This window comes from Marinomonas pollencensis (assembly GCF_003387375.1).
GTDB classification, from domain to species: Bacteria; Pseudomonadota; Gammaproteobacteria; order Pseudomonadales; family Marinomonadaceae; genus Marinomonas; species Marinomonas pollencensis.
The window spans coordinates 1-20,992 of record NZ_QUNG01000009.1 but is presented as its reverse complement, the minus strand read 5'-3'; the positions used below and the strand labels follow the sequence as shown (position 1 = coordinate 20,992).

18 protein-coding genes are annotated in these 20,992 nt (G+C 46.3%); 9 read left to right on the top strand and 9 right to left on the bottom strand.

Annotated elements, in window-relative coordinates; translation table 11 throughout:
- The first annotated feature begins 72 nt into the window (after positions 1 to 72).
- Entirely contained in the window at positions 73 to 2,517 is a 2,445-nt protein-coding gene (locus tag DFP81_RS12815; protein WP_115898296.1) for a penicillin-binding protein 1A, read from the top strand.
- A 62-nt stretch (positions 2,518 to 2,579) separates the two neighbouring features.
- Here DFP81_RS12815 and DFP81_RS12810 read toward each other — a convergent pair whose 3' ends face one another.
- From DFP81_RS12810 to rpmE, 4 genes are all read right to left on the bottom strand, one after another.
- A complete protein-coding gene (locus tag DFP81_RS12810; protein WP_115898295.1) occupies positions 2,580 to 3,140 on the bottom strand; it encodes an LOG family protein in 561 nt (186 codons plus the stop codon).
- 152 nt (positions 3,141 to 3,292) lie between these two features.
- Positions 3,293 to 4,561, bottom strand: coding sequence for a malic enzyme-like NAD(P)-binding protein (locus tag DFP81_RS12805; RefSeq protein ID WP_115898294.1), 1,269 nt, complete (start codon positions 4,559 to 4,561; stop codon positions 3,293 to 3,295).
- A 175-nt stretch (positions 4,562 to 4,736) separates the two neighbouring features.
- Positions 4,737 to 5,510: a thermonuclease family protein gene (locus DFP81_RS12800; RefSeq protein ID WP_115898293.1), complete on the bottom strand. Its 774-nt coding sequence runs from the start codon at positions 5,508 to 5,510 to the stop codon at positions 4,737 to 4,739.
- Between the two features lie 8 nt (positions 5,511 to 5,518).
- Positions 5,519 to 5,734: a 50S ribosomal protein L31 gene (gene rpmE / locus DFP81_RS12795; RefSeq protein WP_115898292.1), complete on the bottom strand. Its 216-nt coding sequence runs from the start codon at positions 5,732 to 5,734 to the stop codon at positions 5,519 to 5,521.
- A 260-nt stretch (positions 5,735 to 5,994) separates the two neighbouring features.
- Between rpmE and DFP81_RS12790 the strand changes: the two genes are divergently transcribed.
- The 6 genes from DFP81_RS12790 to DFP81_RS12765 all read left to right on the top strand — a co-directional run bounded on the left by DFP81_RS12790 (position 5,995) and on the right by DFP81_RS12765 (position 11,981).
- Positions 5,995 to 8,226, top strand: coding sequence for a primosomal protein N' (locus DFP81_RS12790; protein ID WP_115898291.1), 2,232 nt, complete (start codon positions 5,995 to 5,997; stop codon positions 8,224 to 8,226).
- Between the two features lie 43 nt (positions 8,227 to 8,269).
- Entirely contained in the window at positions 8,270 to 8,893 is a 624-nt protein-coding gene (locus DFP81_RS12785; RefSeq protein WP_115898290.1) for an SPOR domain-containing protein, read from the top strand.
- A 100-nt stretch (positions 8,894 to 8,993) separates the two neighbouring features.
- On the top strand, positions 8,994 to 9,560 hold the full coding sequence (gene hslV, locus DFP81_RS12780) for an ATP-dependent protease subunit HslV (RefSeq protein WP_115898289.1): 567 nt from the start codon (positions 8,994 to 8,996) through the stop codon (positions 9,558 to 9,560).
- A gap of 15 nt (positions 9,561 to 9,575) precedes the next feature.
- Entirely contained in the window at positions 9,576 to 10,898 is a 1,323-nt protein-coding gene (gene hslU / locus DFP81_RS12775) for an ATP-dependent protease ATPase subunit HslU (RefSeq protein WP_115898288.1), read from the top strand.
- 21 nt (positions 10,899 to 10,919) lie between these two features.
- Positions 10,920 to 11,303, top strand: a complete 384-nt coding sequence (locus DFP81_RS12770) for a gamma-butyrobetaine hydroxylase family protein (RefSeq protein WP_115898287.1) — start codon at positions 10,920 to 10,922, stop codon at positions 11,301 to 11,303.
- A gap of 48 nt (positions 11,304 to 11,351) precedes the next feature.
- A complete protein-coding gene (locus tag DFP81_RS12765; protein WP_115898286.1) occupies positions 11,352 to 11,981 on the top strand; it encodes a ubiquinone biosynthesis accessory factor UbiJ in 630 nt (209 codons plus the stop codon).
- Between the two features lie 42 nt (positions 11,982 to 12,023).
- On the opposite strand, the gene DFP81_RS12760 is transcribed toward DFP81_RS12765, so the two are convergent.
- The 4 genes from DFP81_RS12760 to ilvA all read right to left on the bottom strand — a co-directional run bounded on the left by DFP81_RS12760 (position 12,024) and on the right by ilvA (position 17,392).
- Positions 12,024 to 12,881, bottom strand: a complete 858-nt coding sequence (locus tag DFP81_RS12760; protein WP_115898285.1) for a DMT family transporter — start codon at positions 12,879 to 12,881, stop codon at positions 12,024 to 12,026.
- A gap of 42 nt (positions 12,882 to 12,923) precedes the next feature.
- Positions 12,924 to 13,907: an asparaginase domain-containing protein gene (locus DFP81_RS12755; RefSeq protein WP_115898284.1), complete on the bottom strand. Its 984-nt coding sequence runs from the start codon at positions 13,905 to 13,907 to the stop codon at positions 12,924 to 12,926.
- Between the two features lie 108 nt (positions 13,908 to 14,015).
- On the bottom strand, positions 14,016 to 15,749 hold the full coding sequence (gene argS / locus DFP81_RS12750) for an arginine--tRNA ligase (protein ID WP_115898283.1): 1,734 nt from the start codon (positions 15,747 to 15,749) through the stop codon (positions 14,016 to 14,018).
- 137 nt (positions 15,750 to 15,886) lie between these two features.
- A complete protein-coding gene (ilvA, locus tag DFP81_RS12745; RefSeq protein ID WP_115898282.1) occupies positions 15,887 to 17,392 on the bottom strand; it encodes a threonine ammonia-lyase, biosynthetic in 1,506 nt (501 codons plus the stop codon).
- A gap of 277 nt (positions 17,393 to 17,669) precedes the next feature.
- On the opposite strand from ilvA, the gene rpiA reads away from it, so the two are divergent.
- A complete protein-coding gene (rpiA, locus tag DFP81_RS12740) occupies positions 17,670 to 18,341 on the top strand; it encodes a ribose-5-phosphate isomerase RpiA (RefSeq protein ID WP_115898281.1) in 672 nt (223 codons plus the stop codon).
- 48 nt (positions 18,342 to 18,389) lie between these two features.
- Here rpiA and DFP81_RS12735 read toward each other — a convergent pair whose 3' ends face one another.
- Positions 18,390 to 19,361 (bottom strand): zinc transporter ZntB, encoded by a 972-nt coding sequence (locus DFP81_RS12735; RefSeq protein ID WP_115898280.1) that lies wholly within the window; start codon positions 19,359 to 19,361, stop codon positions 18,390 to 18,392.
- A 147-nt stretch (positions 19,362 to 19,508) separates the two neighbouring features.
- Here DFP81_RS12735 and DFP81_RS12730 point away from each other — a divergent pair, with 147 nt between their 5' ends.
- Positions 19,509 to 20,468 (top strand): class 1 fructose-bisphosphatase, encoded by a 960-nt coding sequence (locus tag DFP81_RS12730; protein ID WP_115898279.1) that lies wholly within the window; start codon positions 19,509 to 19,511, stop codon positions 20,466 to 20,468.
- The last annotated feature ends 524 nt before the right edge of the window (positions 20,469 to 20,992 follow it).

Below are 20,992 nucleotides of genomic sequence, written 5' to 3'. Positions count from 1 at the left end.
AAAGTTGATCAAGTATGCGCCGCCTAACTTAGTTATAATGTTATTTTTTTAATCCATTTGTATTGGATCTGTATGTTGAAAGTATTAAAAATCTTCTTTTTCTTAGCCTTGTTCGGTGCTCTTTGTAGTGCTGTGATTACCTTTGCCGTTTACCAGAGCGTTAAAGACCGCATCCCAACAGTGACTCAGTTAAAAGACACCGAGCTACAGATTCCTTTAAGAATTTACACTGCGGACAATAAGTTAATTGGCGAATTTGGCGAGCAGCGTCGAACCCCTATTAGTTACGCACAGCTGCCAGCCGAACTAGAGCACGCGATTCTAGCCGCCGAAGACAGCAATTTTTACCATCACCCTGGTATCGATATTATGGGCTTAGGTCGTGCGGCGATGCAGCTGGTCACGACGGGGAAAATTCAAGGTGGCGGTAGTACTATCACCATGCAGGTGGCAAGAAACTACTTTCTCTCATTCGAGCAGACCTTTACCCGAAAATTTACTGAGATCTTCATTTCTTTAAAAATGGAACGAGAGCTCACAAAACACGAAATTCTTGAGCTATACGTCAATAAAATCTATCTCGGTAAACGCGCTTATGGCTTTGAAGCCGCCGCACAGGTGTATTATGGCAAAGAGCTAAAAGACCTGAACCTAGCGCAATACGCCATGATTGCAGGTCTACCGAAAGCCCCTTCGCGGTATAATCCAGTTGCCAACCCGTCACGCGCACTTATCCGCCGTAACTGGATTTTGCAGCGCATGTTGTCACTTGGCTCCATTAATAAAGAGCAATACCAAAGCGCCGTAGAAACGCCGGTTACCGCTAGTGACTACGGGATCACACCGGATGTAGACGCAGGTTACATTGCGGAAATGGTGCGCTCTGAACTACACCAGACCTATGGGGACAAACTCTACACTGAAGGTCTCACTGTCTATACCACGATTGACTCCAAGCGCCAGACTGCCGCAAATAAAGCCATTAACGATGGCGTCCTAAGCTATGATATGAAGCACGGCTACCGAGGCGTTGTTGCGTCCCACCCGGAGCTCCTCGACAAATCGCTCAAAGAGCAAGAAAAAGCACTGAAGCAATATAAGACATTACACGTTTGGCGTGTAGGTTTAGTCATCTCAACTACTGACCAATACGCTAATGTACTGCTTAATAATGGCGATCAAATCACTCTTTCATGGGATTCTATGAAATGGGCGAAGCCCTATATTAACGACGATTTGCAAGGTCCAGCACCAAAAACGGTGGCTGACATTATGGTGCCTGGGGACATTATCGATCTCAGACCAGATGCTGATCTTGGCTGGATTCTCACCCAAAAACCAAAATTGCAAAGCGCCTTAATCTCGATCAAGAGTAGAGATGGCGCTATTCAAGCCTTAGTCGGCGGCTTTAATTATTATGAGAATAAGTTTAACCGTGTTACCCAATCTAAGCGTCAGCCTGGCTCCAGCTTTAAGCCTTTCATTTACTCCAGCGCTTTATCCCGAGGCTATACCGCAGCGAGTCTGATCAATGACGCTCCCGTTGTGTTTGAAGATTCAAATCTGGATAAAGCATGGCGCCCAACCAATGATAATGGCCGCTTTTATGGCCCAACCCGTTTACGCCCTGCGCTGTACCGTTCGCAAAATATTGTGTCAGTCCGCTTGCTGCAAGAATTGGGCATCAGCCCAACCATCAAGTTTTTAACTCGCTTTGGCTTTAATGCAGACGAGCTGCCACGCAACTTATCACTGGCTTTGGGCAGCGCAAACGTATCTCCTATGGAAATGGCGACAGGTTATGCGGTGTTCTCAAATGGTGGCTATAAAATTACCCCTTATTTAATTGACCATATTACGGATCGCAACAATGAAGTGGTTTTTCAAGCCACACCCGACACAGTATGTCGCAGCTGTACTTTACTGGACAGCGACCAACAAGACGGCAAACAGTCAGGTTTGTTCGCTACCCCTCAAGGCGTGCAGAACCGTCCAGTTGCGGAGCAAAGATTAACCCCTGAAGTGGATTACCTAATCTACGACATGATGCGAGATGTGATCCAGTACGGTACAGGCCGACGCGCCCGCGTGCTAAAACGACCGGATCTCGCAGGGAAAACAGGTACCACTAATGACGGCAAAGACGCTTGGTTCTCTGGCTATAATGGCTCTCTAGTTACTACCGTCTGGAGTGGCTTTGATGATTCTACCAGCCTAGGACGAGGTGCTTTTGGCAGCTCAGTATCACTGCCTACTTGGATAGATTATATGCGTGTAGCGCTAGATGATACGCCACTGTCTTATGTGCAAAAACCGTCTACCCTAGTTACCGTCCGTATCGACCCCAAAACCGGCGAACGGGCGCTTCCTGGACAGAAAGATGCCATCTTTGAGATGTTTCGTAGGGACCATATCCCTGCCCAACGCACGGCAAATGTTCTGACCTCTGATAATGGTCAGGAGAATGAAGCACAGCAAGAAAAGCAATCCGACAATGCGCTCGAAAACCTTTTCTAAAAACGCTTAACAAGCAACGTCTTTAAAAAAATCAGCCAAGTGCTGATTTTTTTATATGACGTTTACTGCCATTTTTTTCTTGGTGACTGATAACCGTCAAAAGCGGCGAGCAGTTGTGAGGGGGAATCCGCTTGAATGATCATGTCAGCATAAGGCTGTTTAATGAATCCGGCATCTTGCATTCCCTTTACCATGGTAAACAAAGGCTCATAAAAACCAGCGACATTGTAAAATGCACAGGGTTTATTGTGTAACCCCAATTGCGCCCAAGTCCACACTTCAAAGATTTCTTCTAAGGTGCCAATTCCCCCGGGAAGTGCGACAAATGCATCCGCTAATTCTGCCATTTTAGCTTTGCGTTGATGCATATCAGCCACTAGATGTAACTCTGTTAACGCCAAATGAGCAATTTCTTTTTCTTGGAGATGTTGAGGAATCACCCCTATGACATTGCCACCAGCCTCGAGTGTGGCATTCGCAATCACCCCCATTAAACCGACATGGCCACCGCCATACACCACATCAATTTGATGCTCCGCAAAATAACGCCCCAAGCTAGCCACAGCGACACTATATTCTTCGGTCACTCCTAATGCTGAGCCACAATATACCGCCACTCTCATCTAATTTACTCCTTTACCTGAAATTGGTATCACTCAATCGCCTCTACCAAACCCTGTGTTTGGCACAAAATTCAAAGCAAAAAAAAAGGCGCTGTCTCTATAAGACATCGCCTTTTCTATTAGAGTAATACTACTCACTCTTTGAGAAATACTTAGCCACCAAAGTGATCTAGGTTCTCTAATGGGTAGAACTCTGGGTATGGAAGTGTTGCCACACCAGAATCTACCGCAGCTTGTGCAACCGCTGCAGAAACAACATTCAACAAGCGAGAATCCATTGGTTTTGGCAGGATGTACTCTTTACCAAAGCTCAATGCACCGCCGCCGTATGCTTCTACCACATCAGCTGGGGCTTCTTCTTTCGCAAGATCTTTCAATGCATGAACTGCTGCTACTTTCATTTCTTCATTGATCTTAGTCGCGCGAACGTCTAAAGCACCACGGAAAATGAATGGGAAGCCCAATACATTGTTTACTTGGTTCGGGTAGTCAGAACGACCTGTCGCCATGATCAAGTCATCACGAGTAGAGTGCGCCAATTCAGGATTGATCTCTGGATCTGGGTTTGAACAAGCAAACACGATCGGATTAGCGGCCATTTTATTTAACTGCTCGCCAGAGAAAAGATCAGGACCAGACACACCAATGAAGACGTCTGCGCCATCAATTGCATCATCCAAAGTACGTTTATCAGTATCAATCGCAAACATCGCTTTGAATTGGTTCAAGTCATCACGACCAGAGTGGATAACACCTTTACGGTCAAGTACAAAGATGTTTTCACGTTGCGCACCACAAGCAATGATCAGCTTCATGCAAGCTGTCGCTGCGGCACCAGCACCTAGACAAACGATCTTAGCCGATGCAATGTCTTTACCTTGTAACTCAAGCGCATTTAACAAACCCGCTGCCGTCACAATCGCGGTACCGTGTTGGTCATCATGGAAAACAGGGATAGAACAACGTTCGATCAACTGACGTTCGATTTCAAAACATTCTGGTGCTTTGATGTCTTCTAGGTTGATACCACCATAGGTGTTTGCAATACGAGCAACCGTATCAATAAAAGCTTGTGGGCTTTCAGATTCAACTTCTACATCAACAGAGTTAACGCCAGCAAAGCGTTTGAACAACAACCCTTTACCTTCCATTACTGGCTTACTAGCCAATGGGCCTAGATTACCTAAACCAAGAATCGCAGAACCGTCAGAAATAACCGCTACAAGATTGCCCTTACCAGTGAATCGGTAAGCAGCTTCAGGGTCTTTTGCAATTTCGCGACAAGGCTCAGCCACACCAGGGCTATAAGCTAGAGCAAGGTCACGTGCCGTTGCTGTTGGCTTGGTAATAGTAGAGCTCATTTTTCCAGGTACTGGATATTCGTGGTAATCCAGTGCAGCTTGCTTGATATCTTCTGCCATTATGATGTTTCCGTCTATTATTTGGTGTTTTATATTAAATACTTATCTTACTTAGACCTTGTTCAAAAAACTGCGTTTTTGGAAGCGGTCCTTTTTAGTATTATCTCAGAATAGTCTGCCTCAAAAAGCCTTATAAATCACATTAAAAATGGAACCAACTCGCCACAAGGGTGAATCACATTGCGTCCATATCTTTAATGTCATTTGGGTGTTTCACCGTGAGAACCCAAGACTGATATTTTGATTTGCGACTGCTCCGTTTATGTTGCCAGCCACGCACTTCAACTGTATGACCTTGGAGAAAAAATACTTTCTGAGCTGGCCAATAGTCTGAAGCGCTGGGCGGTAAATTGATCACTAGCCCCTGATTGGTTTCTAGCCACCACCCACCTCGGTTATGAGCAATGGAGGTGATTGCTACTCGAGCCATTACAAATCCGGCTTGTGGCCGCCACTGTAATGATTGCTGCCATACTCCCAAATGCGCATTACGAGCCACTTGTTCAGACGCCTGAAAACAGGCCTGATAAGCAAGGTTAGGAGGTACAGCAACACGGTAACCTAGCCCAGCAGATAGTAACTGACTTGATAGTGAAATACGATCTTTATCGAAAAGGTAGTACAGATATCGTCCGTATTTGTCACGCCCATCTTTACTGGGTTGTAAGTACACATAACGCCCTGAAAGCTGAATTAACCGGCGCTTTGCGGCGACAGCAAACGGCTCATGAAGCCCCTTTTCGTGGTCTAATTCAGGGGTATTAATGCCCACTAACCGAACTCGACGGCCATCGGCTAAATACAAGGTATCGCCATCTACCACCCGCTTCACTTGGGCGCGTTCAAGCGCTCCCGATGCACGACATAAATCGTTCGCATAAGAGGCGCTGGATAAAAACAAAAAAAGCGCCAAGAAAACTTGGCGCTTTTTTTGAAAAATCACTTTCATTCGGCCAATTACTTAGCTGAACGACGTGCTCCGAAACGCTTGTTAAAGCGATCAACACGACCACCAGTATCCAACATTTTCTGTTGGCCAGTGTAGAATGGGTGACATTGGCTGCATACATCAACGTGCATGTCTTTACCTAAAGTTGAGTTTAGGTTCAATGTGTTACCACAAGTACAAGTAGCAGTAATTGCAGAGTAATTTGGATGGATATCGTTTTTCATTGTATTTACCTTCAAGTTTGGTGTGCCGCCACTTGATCGACATAGGGGCTTTCGCCTCGTCAAGCACCGCACGATTCGTTGTACAGACATTGTACAGTGGTACCAAGAGCGCGTATTTTAGGGATCAATCGGTTAATCATCAACCTTTTTATCGCGCTTTCCCGAAAAATTCACACTCGCGCCCAATAGCCACAGTAACGTACACTTAGAAACGCGATCGCCCACTGTTCATTTTTTACTAATAAGGCCACAACACACACATGCAAGAGGCACTTTTAACCCCTTACCCTTTCGTCCAGATTGCGTTACCCGTTCCGATGCGTACCTTATTTGACTATAAGATACCCAAAGCGATGGCGCTACGTCATCGCTTGCAACCTGGCATGCGCGTCAAGGTGCCTTTTGGTAAAAGCAGCCGCCTTGGGGTCATTGTTTCATTTAGTGAGCAAAGCCAATGGGATGAAAACAACATCAAGCCCATTACCTCTTTGCAAGATGAAGCAGCGGTTATTCCAAGCGAACTGATGATTCTATGCGAATGGGCGGCGCGCTATTATCACCACCCAATTGGCGACGTGTTATTTCATGCGTTGCCCGTGTTACTTCGGAAAGGGGAAAATGCAGAGTTTCGTACTGAAAACTGGTGGTTTACAACCCCCGAAGGCCAACACAAAGACCTTGAATCACTGGCCAAAGCACCGCGCCAACAAGACTTTTTAAAGGCGGTACAACAGCACCCCAATGGCATGAGCCAAAATGCAATTTCTTCCCTATCTCTGTCTACCAGTGCCGGCAAAGCACTAGAAGAAAAAGGCTTGCTGCGACGCGAACAACGTTCATTCAATAAAGCAGGAGAGAAGCACACTCACCAAACTCAAGTTGCACCTATCTTAAACCCAGAACAGCGACTTGCTACCGATCATTTACTGGATATGGCTTCTTCTTTTGGTGTTGCTTTGTTAGATGGAGTCACTGGCAGTGGCAAAACCGAAGTCTTCTTACGGGTCATGGAAAAGCTGATAGAAGATGGCAAGCAAGTCTTGGTCATGGTGCCTGAAATTGGCCTAACACCACAAACATTGAAGCGCTTCGAAAGCCGGCTACACACTGATATTGTCCTCATGCATTCCCATATGAGCGACCGCGAACGCTTAGACGCATGGTTGTTGTCCGCCAGCGGCCACGCCAAAGTCATTATTGGTACCCGCTCGGCCGCTTTTATTCCCGCTCCGAATTTAGGTCTGATCGTTATCGATGAAGAGCACGATGCCTCTTACAAACAGCATGAGGGGTTTCGTTACCACGCTCGTGATTTGGCCATTAAACGTGCGCAGCATCTTAATATTCCGGTCTTGCTGGCTTCTGCAACCCCTTCTTTTGAAAGTCTCGCGAATGCATTACAAAAACGTTTTGCATGGTTAAAACTACGTCAGCGAGCCGGCAGTGCCCAGCCCCCTAAAATGGAACGCGTTGATTTACGAGGCCAAAACCTAGTCAATGGTTTTAGTCAGCAAGCGCTCTCAGCAATGGAACTGTGCCTTGCTCGACAAGAGCAAGTCTTGGTGTTTCTCAATCGCCGCGGCTACGCGCCTACGTTAATGTGTCATCAATGTGGTTGGATCGCCAGTTGTGACCATTGTGATGTGAACTTAACCGTCCATAAACGTGCAAACAAACTCCATTGCCATCATTGTGATGCTCAAAAAGCCCTGCTTCACAGCTGCCCTGAATGTCAGTCTGAAGAGCTGTTTACTGTTGGAGAAGGTACGGAACAAATTGAGACACAGCTGTCTGCTCTTTTTAAAGACGTCCCTATTCTACGTATTGATCGCGACAGCACACAACGTAAGTCTGCCATGGCTCAACTGACGCAGAAAATTCACGAACACAATCAAGCCATTCTGATTGGCACCCAAATGTTGGCCAAAGGGCATCACTTCCCCAACGTAACCTTAGTGATCGTCATGGACGCCGACGCGGGACTTTTTTCTGCCGATTTTAGAGGTATGGAACGCACAGCTCAGCTTATTACCCAAGTGGCTGGCCGTGCTGGCCGTGCCAAAAAACCAGGCCATGTGTTGTTGCAAACCTACCACCCAGATCATGCGGCAATTGAATGTCTATGCAATCTTGGTTACGAGCATTTTGCGATCGATGGTTTAGCTGAACGCAAAAGCTTATCCTTACCTCCTTTCTTTCACCAAGTTATTGTTCGCGCAGAGTCAGGCAACGAGCAAGAAGCAATGCAGTTACTCGCAGCTATGAAACAGGATTTAGAGCCTCATTTTCCAGCAGGTTTGCTGTCAGTCGGCCCTTACACGGCGATCATAGTACGTAAGGCTGGACAACATCGTGCTTTACTCTCTATTAAGTCTGCTAATCGGGCTCCTTTGCATCAGATCACCGCACTCATGACCCATTGGCTGGAACAAGCGACACGGCAACATAAAATTCGTTTTGCGATTGACGTTGATCCACTGGAAACTTACTAGCCAAGTCCGCATAATGTGCACAGTTTCTTAAAAAGCCGAAAATATGTTTAATTTTGTACAAATTGCAACCAAAGGCACTCGCCCCAAAAAAGGCGCAACGCGTCGTGCAGCTCCACCAGCGAAACGCAAAACTCCTTGGTGGTTATGGCTGATCGTGCCGACTATTCTGATCGCCTTTATCTATGGTTTAACCCAGCTAAGCCAAGTGAAAAGTCCGCCTCAGGCAAAGCCAGTTCGCCCGCAACCGGTCGAGAGTAAAACCGCCAAAACTGAGGTAAAAAAAGCCCCGCCAAAGAAAGCGGAAGCACCAAAGAAAGAGTCATTTGATTTTTATCAAATCTTGCAAGACAGTGAAGTCGATACTAGCCATGTTGACGCTTATCAATATGAGCCTCGTGGCGAACAAGACTTTTACTACATGCTCCAAGCGGCCTCATTTCGTAATTCAAAAGACGCGGACCGTATGCGAGCTAAGCTGATACTAGCAGGCATGGTTGATACCAGTGTGCGTCAAACCACCAGCACCAAAGATGGTAAGCCTTGGTATCGGGTGGTGATCGGCCCATTCAATGACCGTTCCAAAATGAACCATATTGAAGACAAATTAGTCGATATGCGCATTGAGGCTTACTCCTACAAAGTGAAAAAAGAGCTGCAATCTAAGTAATCTTCGCGCATACAAAGTGAAAGACACTTCTGTATGCGCATTTCGCTTGAAAATCTTCCTGACTGCCCCCACCTTGTAAGAATCGAATTTGGAGTAGACCATGACAACGATTCTTACAGTACGCAAAGGCAACCAAGTCGTCGTAGGCGGCGATGGACAAGTCTCTTTAGGCAACACCGTGATGAAAGGCAACGCACGTAAAGTGCGCCGCCTATACCGTGGTGAAGTGATCGCAGGCTTCGCCGGCGGCACCGCAGACGCCTTCACTCTTTTCGAACGTTTCGAAGGACAACTCGAAAAACATCAAGGACACCTCGTTCGTGCCGCCGTGGATCTGGCGAAAGACTGGCGCTCTGATAAAGCGTTACGCCGCCTTGAAGCCATGCTGATCGTCGCTAACAAAGAAAGCACCCTAATCATTACTGGTACCGGTGATGTGGTCGAACCGCAACATGGTGCTTTGGCCATTGGCTCTGGCGGTAACTACGCAGAAGCGGCGGCTCGTGCCTTGATCGACAACAGCGATTTAAGCGCAAAAGACATAGTCGAAAAAAGCCTAAACATTGCGGCCGATATTTGTGTGTTCACTAACCACAGCTTGACCATCGAAGAAATAACCATCGATTCTCAGCTTGAAGACAAGTCCGCCACGTCCACCAAAGAATAAACGAGAGAACTCAACATGAGCAGCATGACCCCAAGAGAGACGGTTAACGCATTAGACAATCATATTATTGGCCAGCAAAAAGCCAAACGCGCGGTGGCTATTGCACTACGCAACCGCTGGCGCCGCATGCAACTTCCTGAAGACATGCGCGCAGAAATCACCCCTAAAAACATCCTGATGATTGGACCAACAGGGGTGGGTAAAACCGAAATTGCACGCCGTTTGGCCAAGCTATCAAACGCCCCTTTTATCAAGATCGAAGCCACTAAATTTACCGAAGTCGGTTATGTTGGCCGTGACGTAGAGTCGATTATTCGCGACCTAGTCGAGATGGCGATCAAAATGCTACGCGAGCAAGAAACCGCAAAGCTGCGCCATAAAGCAGAAGATGCTGCCGAAGATCGTATTTTGGACATTTTATTACCTCCTGCTCGCGGTGGTGACCCAGAATTAGAAAATAACAGTACACGTCAGGCTTTCCGTAAAAAACTGCGCGAAGGTAAGCTAGACGACAAAGACATAGAAATTGATCTAGCGGATTCCCCTATGGGAGTTGAGATTATGACGCCTCCTGGCATGGAAGAAATGACCAGCCAGTTGCAAAACATGTTCTCTAGCATGGGGTCGCAAAAGACCAAAAAACGCAAACTGAAAGTCAAAGAAGCGTTGCGTCAGGTGCGTGATGAAGAGGCCTCTAAGCTGGTTAACGAAGATGAGCTTAAAGCACGAGCAGTTGAAGCGGTTGAGCAAAACGGTATCGTTTTCCTAGACGAAATCGATAAAGTCGCAAAAAGCTCCGAACGTTCTGGCGGTGAAGTCTCTCGTGAAGGTGTTCAGCGTGATCTTCTTCCTTTGGTTGAAGGCTGCACAGTGAGCACTAAATACGGCATGATCAAAACCGATCACATCTTGTTTATCGCATCCGGTGCTTTCCACTTGTCTAAACCATCTGATTTGATCCCTGAGCTACAAGGTCGTTTACCCATTCGCGTTGAATTAGATGCGCTAACGGTCAACGATTTCGAGCGTATTTTGGTTGAACCAAGTGCCTCTCTGACTCAACAATACATTGCCTTGGCAGCGACTGAAAACATCAATATTAACTTCACCACCGAAGGTATTCACCGCATTGCGGAAATTGCTTTCCAAGTCAACGAGCGTACCGAAAACATCGGTGCTCGACGCTTGCACACGGTATTAGAGCGATTGCTAGAGGAAGTTTCTTACTCAGCGAGCGACATGCCAGACGGGCAAGAAGTTGATATTACTGCCGCGTATGTGGATGAGCAATTAGGTGCCATCGTTGAAAACGAAGACCTAAGCCAATACATACTTTAATCACTACCACTAGGACAGAGCATCATGACACCTGCACCAACCAAGATTCATTACCATAAGCAATCTCGTGAATTGGAGCTGGCGTTTGCTGATGGTCAGTCTTTTCGTTTGAGCGCGGAATATCTCCGCGTTCATTCTCCTTCAGCCGAAGTACGTGGCCATGGCTTACAAATGCCAATCCTGCAATACGGCAAAAAAGACGTCTCTATTCAAAATGTCGAAGGCGCTGGCAATTACGCGCTAAAGATCAGTTTCAATGATGGTCACGACACTGGGCTCTATACTTGGGAATACCTGTATAACCTAGGCAAAAACCATGACGAGCTTTGGAAAATGTACCTGGATCGCCTTGAAAAAGAAGGTCAGACGCGGGAAACTTCGGTGATTCAGCTCCATCAGCTGTAGTGCACATACGTTTTTAAAAAGCATCGCTTCACACCATTAGGAATTAACATGAGCTCCCTTAGCCTTTCTGCTATCAGTGCGATCGAACACGCCATTAACCTTGCCCTTAAGCAGGATGATCCATCGCAAGCACGTCTTAGCAAACTGGCCGGCCAGCAAGTTTTCCTCTATGTGGAAGACTTTTCTTTGATTTTACAAATCCATATTCTTGAAGCCGGTGTCATGCTACACCGTCCAGAAAGCCTAGATGAAGTGGACCTTGACCCTCGTTTAGACACCCTAGTACAAGGCCCAAGTTCGGCTTATCGTAAGCTACTTGAAGGCGACGGCTTCTTTGATGGCGACCTGCGCATTCAAGGTAACGCACAGGCGTTGATGACCTTACACAAGGTAATGGAAAACTTTGAATTGGACTGGGAAGGATTACTGGCTGATTACATCGGTGATTTACCCGCTTCTGCACTGGCGCGCCTATTACGCAAGCAATGGTCTTGGAGCAAAGAAGCTGCCACCAGCTTGCAGCTTCAATTGGTACAACACCTACAAAACGACAGTCAGCTATTACCGAGTAAAATTGAGTTCGAAACCCTAGTCGATGACTTAGAAAATTTTGCTACTAGACTCGACCGCGCCGAAGCCAAACTGCGCATAATGGAACGCAAGCGCAGCCAGCCATAAGCGCTGGTTTCCATAGAAGCTAACGACTCGGCTTCGCCCGGCTCAAGCCTTTCTGCTTAAATAGACGCCACCAATGGTGACAACAAAACCAGCAAGCTGAACCAACGTCATGGTTTCATTAAATAAAAAGTAGCTTTCAATCGCTGCTAATGGCGGTGCGAGTAACAAAAAAGTCGACACCTGAGACGCTCTGCTTTTGCGTAATAACCACACCATCAAGAAGACTCCGCCACCCGACAACACCATTACACCCCACGCTACCAGAGCAAAAGATTGCCAGGCGACGACAAACAGTCGCTCCCCCAAAAACAGCATAAAGCCACAGGACACCACACTGGCGGCAAGGTTTTGAATCGCCATGGAGCTAAAGATATCCGACGAGGAGATCGACATTTTTTGGTAGGTTACGCCCAACGAAAGCGACACAATTGCCATGCACGCCAAGACCAGTGTTAACAGAGAAACAGCGCCTTGCTGAGCCTCCCATTTCAATGCTGGGCTGACCACCAAAAGCAACCCAAAGATACCAACCAGAATGCCTACAATACCCCTTAAAGAGGTTTTTTCTTTGATCAACAAAAAGGCTAATACCGTCACTAATGCTGGCTGTAGCGCTCCTATCAGAGCCATCATACCAGCTGGTAAGCCTTTGGCGATCGCCACATAGGCAAAGCCAAGGTAAAAACCATTCATTAACATGCCAGCAATAATATGCTTCGGCATTTCCTGCCATTTCGGAAAAGGTCGGCGCAGCAAGAGGGCAATCATCAGGAACAATAATCCAGCGCAGAAAAAGCGGATACTCAAATACACATTGGGGTCAATCTGACCGACAATTAATTTACCTGTAATAAATCCAGCGGACCAGATCAACACCAAAAGCATAGAGAGTAGCGCCATTGCCCTTCCTTATTCTCTTTTCAAAAGCGTTATCTCAGACAATTAGCGGTTAAACACACCTTTGATTTCACGACTGTCTAGACCTAAACCAATTAAGAAGTGCAAGCGTGCAAATGCCGCTTCATGGGTGCTATCTTTACCTGAAATCACACCCGCTCTGGCCAATGCTTCACTTTCACAAGCCTCATTGTTTGCAATACGGCCTCCTTCGCATTGACTAACATTAACAATCACTACCCCCTGATCCGTAGCGCTTTTTAGTAATTCATACAATTCAGGGTCGGTGGTGGGTACAGTGCCCGCGCCATAACTGAGCAATACCGCGCCTTTCACTTGAGGGGTTAACAAGCCTTGCCAATGCTGGACCTGTACTCCTGGAAACACAGGTAAGACAGTAACCGCGCCCTCGTCCATGTCAGGAATACGGATTTTCATCGGTGGTTTAATCAGTAACTGAGCGAAGCTGCTGTCGCGCCATTTCCAATCAGACTCTAACACCCCATATTCAAGCGCTTTTGGAGAGCTAAAGGCTTGCCAATCACTGGTGTGAGATAAATGTGCGCGGTCGCCATCAATCAGGCGATTCGCGAAGAATAAAAACACGCCTTTTAAGTTCGCTTCACACGCCGATACCGCACCCAATACATTGTTCATGGCATCACTTCGTGCCTTACCCATGGGAGCGCGTGAGCCCGTCACTATGATGGGCTTCTTACTTGGCGCAATCATGTAGCACAGCGCTGCGGCGGTGTACGCCATAGTGTCAGTACCATGCAGTACGATAAAAGCGTCAAACTCTTGCCATTTACTTTCTATATCACGGGCGATTGTCTGCCAGTCTTTTGGTGTCACATTGGCCGCAACCATTGGCGTATCATAACTGTGCACTACAAACTCATGATCAAGCTCTGAGCTAGATTCAAGCTGCCTTGTTAGTTGCTCAGCAAAAACTGGGTTCGCCACAAGGCCATGGTCTGATGGCATCATGCCCATTGTGCCGCCGGTGTTCGCGATATAGATTTTCATAGGCTTTTTCCATTCCTCGGTTAATGTTCTTTTTTCGTTATTAAAAAGGCGCTGACCTGAGAAGGGAGCGCCTTTCGTTTACCGATTAAACAACATTTACGCGAACATTTACATGCGCTCTAAGGTCTCAATGCCTAATAAAGCCAAACCTTGTTTCAAGGTCGCCGCCGTGTTTAACGCCAATTGTAAGCGGCTGTTCTTCACCTCTTCTTCTGCATTTAGTATTGGGCATGCTTCATAGAAGGTCATGAAGGTTCCAGCCAAGTCATATAAGTAAGCACACAAGAAATGCGGCATACCGTCGTTGGCAACTTGTTGAATGGCTTCTTCAAACTGGCACAACTTCACGGCCAACGCACGCTCTTGCGCTTCTAGCACCGCAATATCACCGGTTAAACTTGTTACATCGATCTCTGCGCGTTTTACAATGCTGGCAATACGAGAATAAGCGTACAGCAAGTAAGGCGCTGTGTTGCCCTCAAAGCTCAACATGGTATCCCAGTTGAAAACATAGTCACTGGTACGGTTTTTCGATAGGTCGGCGTATTTCACCGAAGAAATTCCCACCACACGACCAATGTTGCGCAGCTCTTCTTCACTCATGTCTGGGTTTTTAGAAGCTACTAGCTGGTATGCGCGCTCTTGCGCTTCTTCTAACAAAGCAGACAGTTTTGCCACACCACCAGAGCGTGTTTTAAAAGGTTTGCCATCACTGCCCATCACAGTACCAAATGGCATGTGTTCTAGCTGAGTACTTGGTTTCACAAAGCCCGCTTTACGAGACAAGGTGAAAATCTGTTGAAAATGCAGGGATTGGCGCGCATCAACGAAGTACAGTACTCGATCTGCATTCAAGGTATGCTGACGAAAACGTACTGCGGCCAAATCTGTCGTCGCATATAAGAAACCACCACCGGTTTTCTGTACGATCACTGGCGTGATTTCACCGTCTTTATTGGCAAACTCATCCATGAAGACACACTGGGCACCATTCGACTCTTGTAACAAGCCTTGCTCTTGTAGATCATTGACCACATTCGCTAAATCGTCGTTATAAGCACTTTCTGGCATGACGTGCTGACGCTCTAGAGAAACGCCCAACATCTTGTAGGTTTCTTCACAGTGGGTTAATGAGATATTGATAAACTCATCCCACAACGCCAAGCACTCTTCATTGCCTGATTGCAGCTCTACGACCAATTCACGGGCACGTTTAGCAAACGCTTCATCGTCGTCGAAGCAGGTTTTTGCTGCACGGTAGAAGGTTTCAAGATCGGACAAGGCCATGCTGATTTCAGCACTCTCAGAACGCAAACGTTCCATGTAAGCCAACAACATACCAAACTGAGTACCCCAGTCACCTACATGGTTTTGGCGTACTACGGTATGACCTAAAAACTCTAGCGTACGCACTACCGCATCACCAATGACGGTTGAGCGAAGATGACCAACGTGCATTTCTTTCGCTAAGTTTGGTGAAGAGTAATCCACTACCACAACTTCGGGTGAAGCCACTTGGTCAATGTCTAGGTGATCGCTGCTACGTAGCTCGGCTAACTCTTTGCCCAACCAAACATTTTTCAAGAAAATATTAATAAAACCAGGACCCGCGATTTCTACTTTCTCTGCCACATCAGACAGATCCAGTTTTTCAAGAACCTCCTGAGCGAGTGCACGAGGGTTGGTTTTTAGCGCTTTTGCTACGCCCATAATGCCGTTAGCTTGGTAATCGCCAAACTGCACTTTAGCAGACTGACGAACAAGGGCTGGTGAGCCATCCGGCGCGCCAGCTGCGACCATTGCCGCTTGAATACGTTGATTCAGAAGGGTTTGAATATTCACAAGAGACCTTTTAAACAGTGGACAATCTACTCATTAAGAGTAAGTGCCAGAATCACACAACCCTCTGGTTGCTTTCACAAACAGAGGGCTGAATTCAGAAAATGATAGTGCTGCAATGATAACCGATTTTCCGGTTTTTAGCGAAAGAACAGCTTGCAGGCTTCATTGTTATTTTCATCTTGATAAGGGTAACCAAGCTCGTCCAGATAATGGGTAACATCGGTTTCTTCACCTACCGCTTGTAAGCCCACTAAGACGCGACCATAAGCATCGCCGTGATTACGGTAATGGAACATGGAAATATTCCATTGTCCGCCCAATGTATTTAGGAACTTCAATAAGGCTCCAGGACGTTCAGGGAACTCAAAACTGTAAAGCAGTTCCCCTTTGTCGCTACGTAGATGTCCACCAATCATATGACGCACATGCACTTTCGTCGTTTCATCATCAGTCAGATCAATAATCTCGTAATCTTTAAGGTCTGCTAATAATTCCTGACGGCTGTGTGGGCTGCCTCCCAATGCGACACCAACGTAAATCACCGCTTGCTGATCACTGCCATAACGATAATTAAATTCGGTAATATTACGGCCAACCAGTGCTTGGCAGAAATCTTTAAAGCTGCCTGGCGCTTCGGGGATTTTCACGGCAATAATGGCTTCACGTTTTTCACCCAACTCAGCACGCTCAGAAACATGGCGTAGACGATCAAAGTTAACGTTAGCGCCGCTGTTTATAGCCACTAAGGTTTGGCCTTTCGCCCCTTCTCGCTCGATGTACTTTTTCAAACCCGCTAGAGCACATGCCCCTGCTGGCTCAGTGATCGCGCGAGTATCATCGTAAATGTCTTTGATAGCGGCACACATTTCATCTGTGGTGACGGTAATGACTTCGTCTACAGTGTCTTTGGCAATATCAAAAGTATTTTTACCAATTTCTGCAACGGCGACACCTTCTGCAAAAATGCCCACTTGCGCTAAGCGTGTTGGTTCACCTTTTTCCAATGCTACTTTTAAACAAGCAGCATCTTGAGGCTCAACACCAATGATTTTGATATCAGGACGCAGGTATTTGATGTAAGCCGATACGCCCGCGATCAAGCCACCGCCGCCTACTGGAATAAATATCGCATCAATATCGCCTTCGTGCTGGTGTAAGATTTCCATGCCAATGGTGCCTTGCCCGGCAATGGTGTCTAGATCATCAAACGGATGCACATAAACTTGGCCTGTTTGTGCCATGATCTCACGAGACTTGGCTGACGCTTCATCAAAAGCATCACCAAACAATACAACTTCTGCACCGTGGTTACGCACCGCACTGACTTTTACTTCCGGCGTTGTCGCAGGCATCACGATGGTCGCCTGAATGCCCAGTTTCTTAGCCGCTAAGGCCAAACCTTGTGCGTGATTACCAGCCGAGGCTGCAATGACCCCACAGGCACGCTCTTCTGCAGTGAGCTGACAAATTTTGTTGTATGCCCCACGAATTTTGAACGAGAAAACTGGCTGTAGGTCTTCACGTTTCAAAATAATCTCGTTGCCTAACCGATTAGAAAGTTGATTGGCGCGAGTCAGTGGTGTTTCTACGGCAACGTCATAGACACGTGCCTGTAGAATTTTCTTGATCATGGTATGGGGCATAATGTTTCCTAAGCGAATTACAATGAACTATGTGAGTGATAAAACCTACCAGCGCACATGTCATCCAAAAAAACGGAACATGAAATATACTCTTTCGACTTGTTTCACGCAAAGACAGATGCCCATATAGAACCAATTAATAGCGCATAAAATCGATAAATTGTCTGTTTTTTCGGGCTAACATTCCCTACTTGATATGCTTATAATATGACCACCCTCAGAGGAGGCTATTTGTGCAAAATAGCCCCGCAGAAACATAAGAAAAGGCTCTAGAAGCATGACCCAAGACGAACTAAAGCAAGCCGTGGCAAAAGCCGCTGTTGAATACATTTTACCAATGCTGGATCGCGATACCATCGTAGGTGTTGGTACCGGCTCTACTGCCAATCTTTTTATCGATGCATTGGCTAAACACAAGCACACTTTTGATGGCACCGTTGCCAGCTCAGAAGCGTCTGCTGAACGTTTGAAAGGCCATGGTATTCCGGTTTATGAGCTAAACAGCGTGTCTGAAATCCGTGTATATGTTGATGGCGCAGACGAATCTGATCACCATTTACATCTTATTAAAGGTGGCGGCGCAGCTTTGACTCGCGAGAAAATCGTCGTTGCGTGCAGTGATTTGTTTGTTTGCATTGCTGATGAATCAAAGCTGGTAAATGTATTGGGCGACTTCCCATTACCAGTAGAAATTATTCCGATGGCACGCGGTCATGTAGCGAGAGAAATGGTCAAACTTGGTGGCGATCCTGTTTACCGTGAAGGTGTTGTCACTGACAATGGTAACCATATTCTGGATGTCTACAATCTAGAGATTCTTGACCCGATCGCATTAGAAAAAAGCATTGATGGCATTGTTGGGGTAGTGACGAACGGTTTATTCGCTAAGCGCTCTGCCGATGTTTTATTGCTCGCAACAAAAGATGGCGTCAAAACCCTGAAAAAATAAGCGCTCACAAGGTTTATTCGAACAAATCTTGCATCCAGAAGTCGCTGCTTAAAACCAGCGACTTTTGCGCATAACAATAAACTGCCCTATTCCAAGTACCACTAACACCCCACAAAACAACCAGAAAGCCATACCACTTTCTGTTCCTGGCATGCCGCCAATATTGATACCAAACAAGCCTGTTAAAAACCCTAAGGGTAAGAAAATAGCCGATAAAATCGACAGCACATACATACGTGCATTCATCTTTTCTGACTGCAAGTTAACAAACTCTTCTTGCATAAATAAACAACGCTCACGCAGTGATTCTAAAGCCTCAACATAACGAGTAATATCGTTTGCCGACTCTTGCAATTGCACTACTTGCTCCTTGGTTAACCAAGCTTGTGACTCCACAGCTAAGCGCTGAATCGCTTCTTTTTGAGGCACAAGAAAACGCCGTAATCGAACGGTTTCTATGCGCCGTTGAACCAAGCTACTACGCTGATCTGACGCTGCGGTACTCTGAATCAAATTCTCTTCCAGCTCTGCTAACTCATCTTCTAAGTCATCGATCACTGAAGCCATACGGCCAGTTAATGTTTGAGCCAAAATCGTCATCAGGTCTGCACTATTAATCGGCCCATCCCCTACACTTAAATCCTTTACTATGTCTTGCACAGACAACAAGCGACGGCGGCGGCTAGAAACAATAAAATGTGGCGTCACCCACAACCGCAGTGACACCATGTCGGAAGGGTTAGAGCCGGGGTTTAAATTCACACCACGTAAAGTCACCAGCACACCTTGACCTATCTTGGTCGAACGTGGGCGAGTTTCTTCTGCACACAAAGCTTCTACCACGGCTTCTGGCATATCTTCCACTGTAGAAAGCCACTCCCTAGCGTCTCCTTTACTAAAGTCGATATGTACCCAGCGTCCACCTTCTTTGGGCACCTTATTAGGTAACAACTGATGATCTAACAGCGTGGCACCACCCTGACCATTTAACTCTAAGTGATGAACAATAAAATCCGACATAGTATTTCCCTAAACTTGTTGCCCGTAGGTTATCCGAAAAATCAACGATTCCCTATTTATTTTAAGCACATTTAGCAGACTCAGCTGACACTCTCTTCCTAGGGTGGCATAATTTCTACACCTCTAAAAACAAGGATATTCCAGACCATGCAAAACCTTTCTCAAGTGTTAGCATCCAGCGCCGTCGAAGATTCACTCCAAACGGTACTGATCCAAACAACTGATACCTGCGTTGCTATATCTGACGTGTTAAAGCAAGGCTCACTCGCTGGTATTTTAGGCATGGCTGGAAATGAAAATGTCCAAGGAGAAGAACAAAAAAAGCTCGATGTCATTTCTAATGACATGCTCAAAGACGCCCTGCTAGCGTGTCCTGAAGTTCGTGCTATTGCCTCAGAAGAAGAAGAGGATATTGTGCCTGCGAACACCAAGGGCGAATACTTGATCGCCTTTGACCCGCTTGATGGCTCTTCTAACATCGACATCAATGCCATGGTCGGCACCATCTTTTCCATTTATCGCCAAACTGGGGATAACCCTGCCACCGAACAGGACTTTTTGATCCCAGGTAAAGAGCAAGTCGCAGCAGGTTATGTACTCTACGGTCCTTCCAGCATGCTGGTATTAAGTACCGGTAATGGCGTAAACATGTTTACCCTAGATCCAAAAACAAACACTTTTTTACTGACCGAAGAAGGTGTAACCATCCAGCCAGAGACTCAAGAGTTTGCCATTAACATGTCAAACCAACGATTCTGGTCAGAAAGCATACAAAATTATGTCAATGACTTGGTAAAAGGAAAAGAAGGTAACAGAAACAAGAACTTCAACATGCGTTGGGTCGCTGCTATGGTTGGCGATGTGCATCGAATTTTATGTCGTGGTGGTATTTTTATCTATCCTTGGGACAACAAGGATCCAAGCAAACCAGGCAAACTTCGTCTTATGTACGAAGCCAACCCTATGGCGATGTTACTCGAACAGGCGGGCGGCAAAGCATACACTCATACAGACCGTATCTTAGACATCCAACCTAACGCTATCCACCAACGTGTCGCCGTCATACTCGGCGCCGCCAACGAAGTGGATAAGTGCCTAAGTTATTAACAATCAAAAAGCATTAAGCCGATTTTGACTCAATGTGGACAGCTTAATAAAAGCAGAAAAAGACGCCGAACACGGCGTCTTTACATATTCCCCCTCCTTTTTAACCAGACAGGCACACCAACTACTCTTAATAAGACAGGCATATTATTAGCTTAATACAAGCGGCCATTACGCTCTCTACTCTTAATAAGACAGGCATATTATTAGCTTAATACAAGCGGCCATTACGCTCTCGATTGAAACCATTCGGTGTTCATGAAAGCAAAAATATACTGATTAGCCATCAGTATTCGAAAGCAAAGTAGTAACTTCCTTTTGAAAGTCGATGATTAAGCAATTTTTACACGTAAGAAATCCTCAGCTTAATGCTGATAGATGACATTCAGATTGCTATTGGATTCAGCCGAGCCGCTGATTACGATTGCTGTGCCGCTTTCGTTGGTGAGCGTCACAATACTGATCAAGGGAGGCTGTTTGCCCGACTACCCTGCCCGTTCTGGCTTCAAATTCCGTGGCCATGCACA

What these genes read in the sequence shown, in the direction of transcription:
- DFP81_RS12815 (WP_115898296.1), top strand. Translation starts at nt 73, where the DNA reads ATGTTGAAAGTATTAAAAATCTTCTTTTTCTTAGCCTTGTTCGGTGCT.
- DFP81_RS12760 (WP_115898285.1), bottom strand. Translation starts at nt 12,881, where the DNA reads ATGGCGCTACTCTCTATGCTTTTGGTGTTGATCTGGTCCGCTGGATTT.
- DFP81_RS12765 (WP_115898286.1), top strand. Translation starts at nt 11,352, where the DNA reads ATGAGCTCCCTTAGCCTTTCTGCTATCAGTGCGATCGAACACGCCATT.
- DFP81_RS12810 (WP_115898295.1), bottom strand. Translation starts at nt 3,140, where the DNA reads ATGAGAGTGGCGGTATATTGTGGCTCAGCATTAGGAGTGACCGAAGAA.
- DFP81_RS12755 (WP_115898284.1), bottom strand. Translation starts at nt 13,907, where the DNA reads ATGAAAATCTATATCGCGAACACCGGCGGCACAATGGGCATGATGCCA.
- rpiA (WP_115898281.1), top strand. Translation starts at nt 17,670, where the DNA reads ATGACCCAAGACGAACTAAAGCAAGCCGTGGCAAAAGCCGCTGTTGAA.
- DFP81_RS12805 (WP_115898294.1), bottom strand. Translation starts at nt 4,561, where the DNA reads ATGGCAGAAGATATCAAGCAAGCTGCACTGGATTACCACGAATATCCA.
- DFP81_RS12785 (WP_115898290.1), top strand. Translation starts at nt 8,270, where the DNA reads ATGTTTAATTTTGTACAAATTGCAACCAAAGGCACTCGCCCCAAAAAA.
- DFP81_RS12730 (WP_115898279.1), top strand. Translation starts at nt 19,509, where the DNA reads ATGCAAAACCTTTCTCAAGTGTTAGCATCCAGCGCCGTCGAAGATTCA.
- rpmE (WP_115898292.1), bottom strand. Translation starts at nt 5,734, where the DNA reads ATGAAAAACGATATCCATCCAAATTACTCTGCAATTACTGCTACTTGT.
- DFP81_RS12800 (WP_115898293.1), bottom strand. Translation starts at nt 5,510, where the DNA reads ATGAAAGTGATTTTTCAAAAAAAGCGCCAAGTTTTCTTGGCGCTTTTT.
- hslU (WP_115898288.1), top strand. Translation starts at nt 9,576, where the DNA reads ATGAGCAGCATGACCCCAAGAGAGACGGTTAACGCATTAGACAATCAT.
- hslV (WP_115898289.1), top strand. Translation starts at nt 8,994, where the DNA reads ATGACAACGATTCTTACAGTACGCAAAGGCAACCAAGTCGTCGTAGGC.
- ilvA (WP_115898282.1), bottom strand. Translation starts at nt 17,392, where the DNA reads ATGCCCCATACCATGATCAAGAAAATTCTACAGGCACGTGTCTATGAC.
- DFP81_RS12790 (WP_115898291.1), top strand. Translation starts at nt 5,995, where the DNA reads ATGCAAGAGGCACTTTTAACCCCTTACCCTTTCGTCCAGATTGCGTTA.
- DFP81_RS12735 (WP_115898280.1), bottom strand. Translation starts at nt 19,361, where the DNA reads ATGTCGGATTTTATTGTTCATCACTTAGAGTTAAATGGTCAGGGTGGT.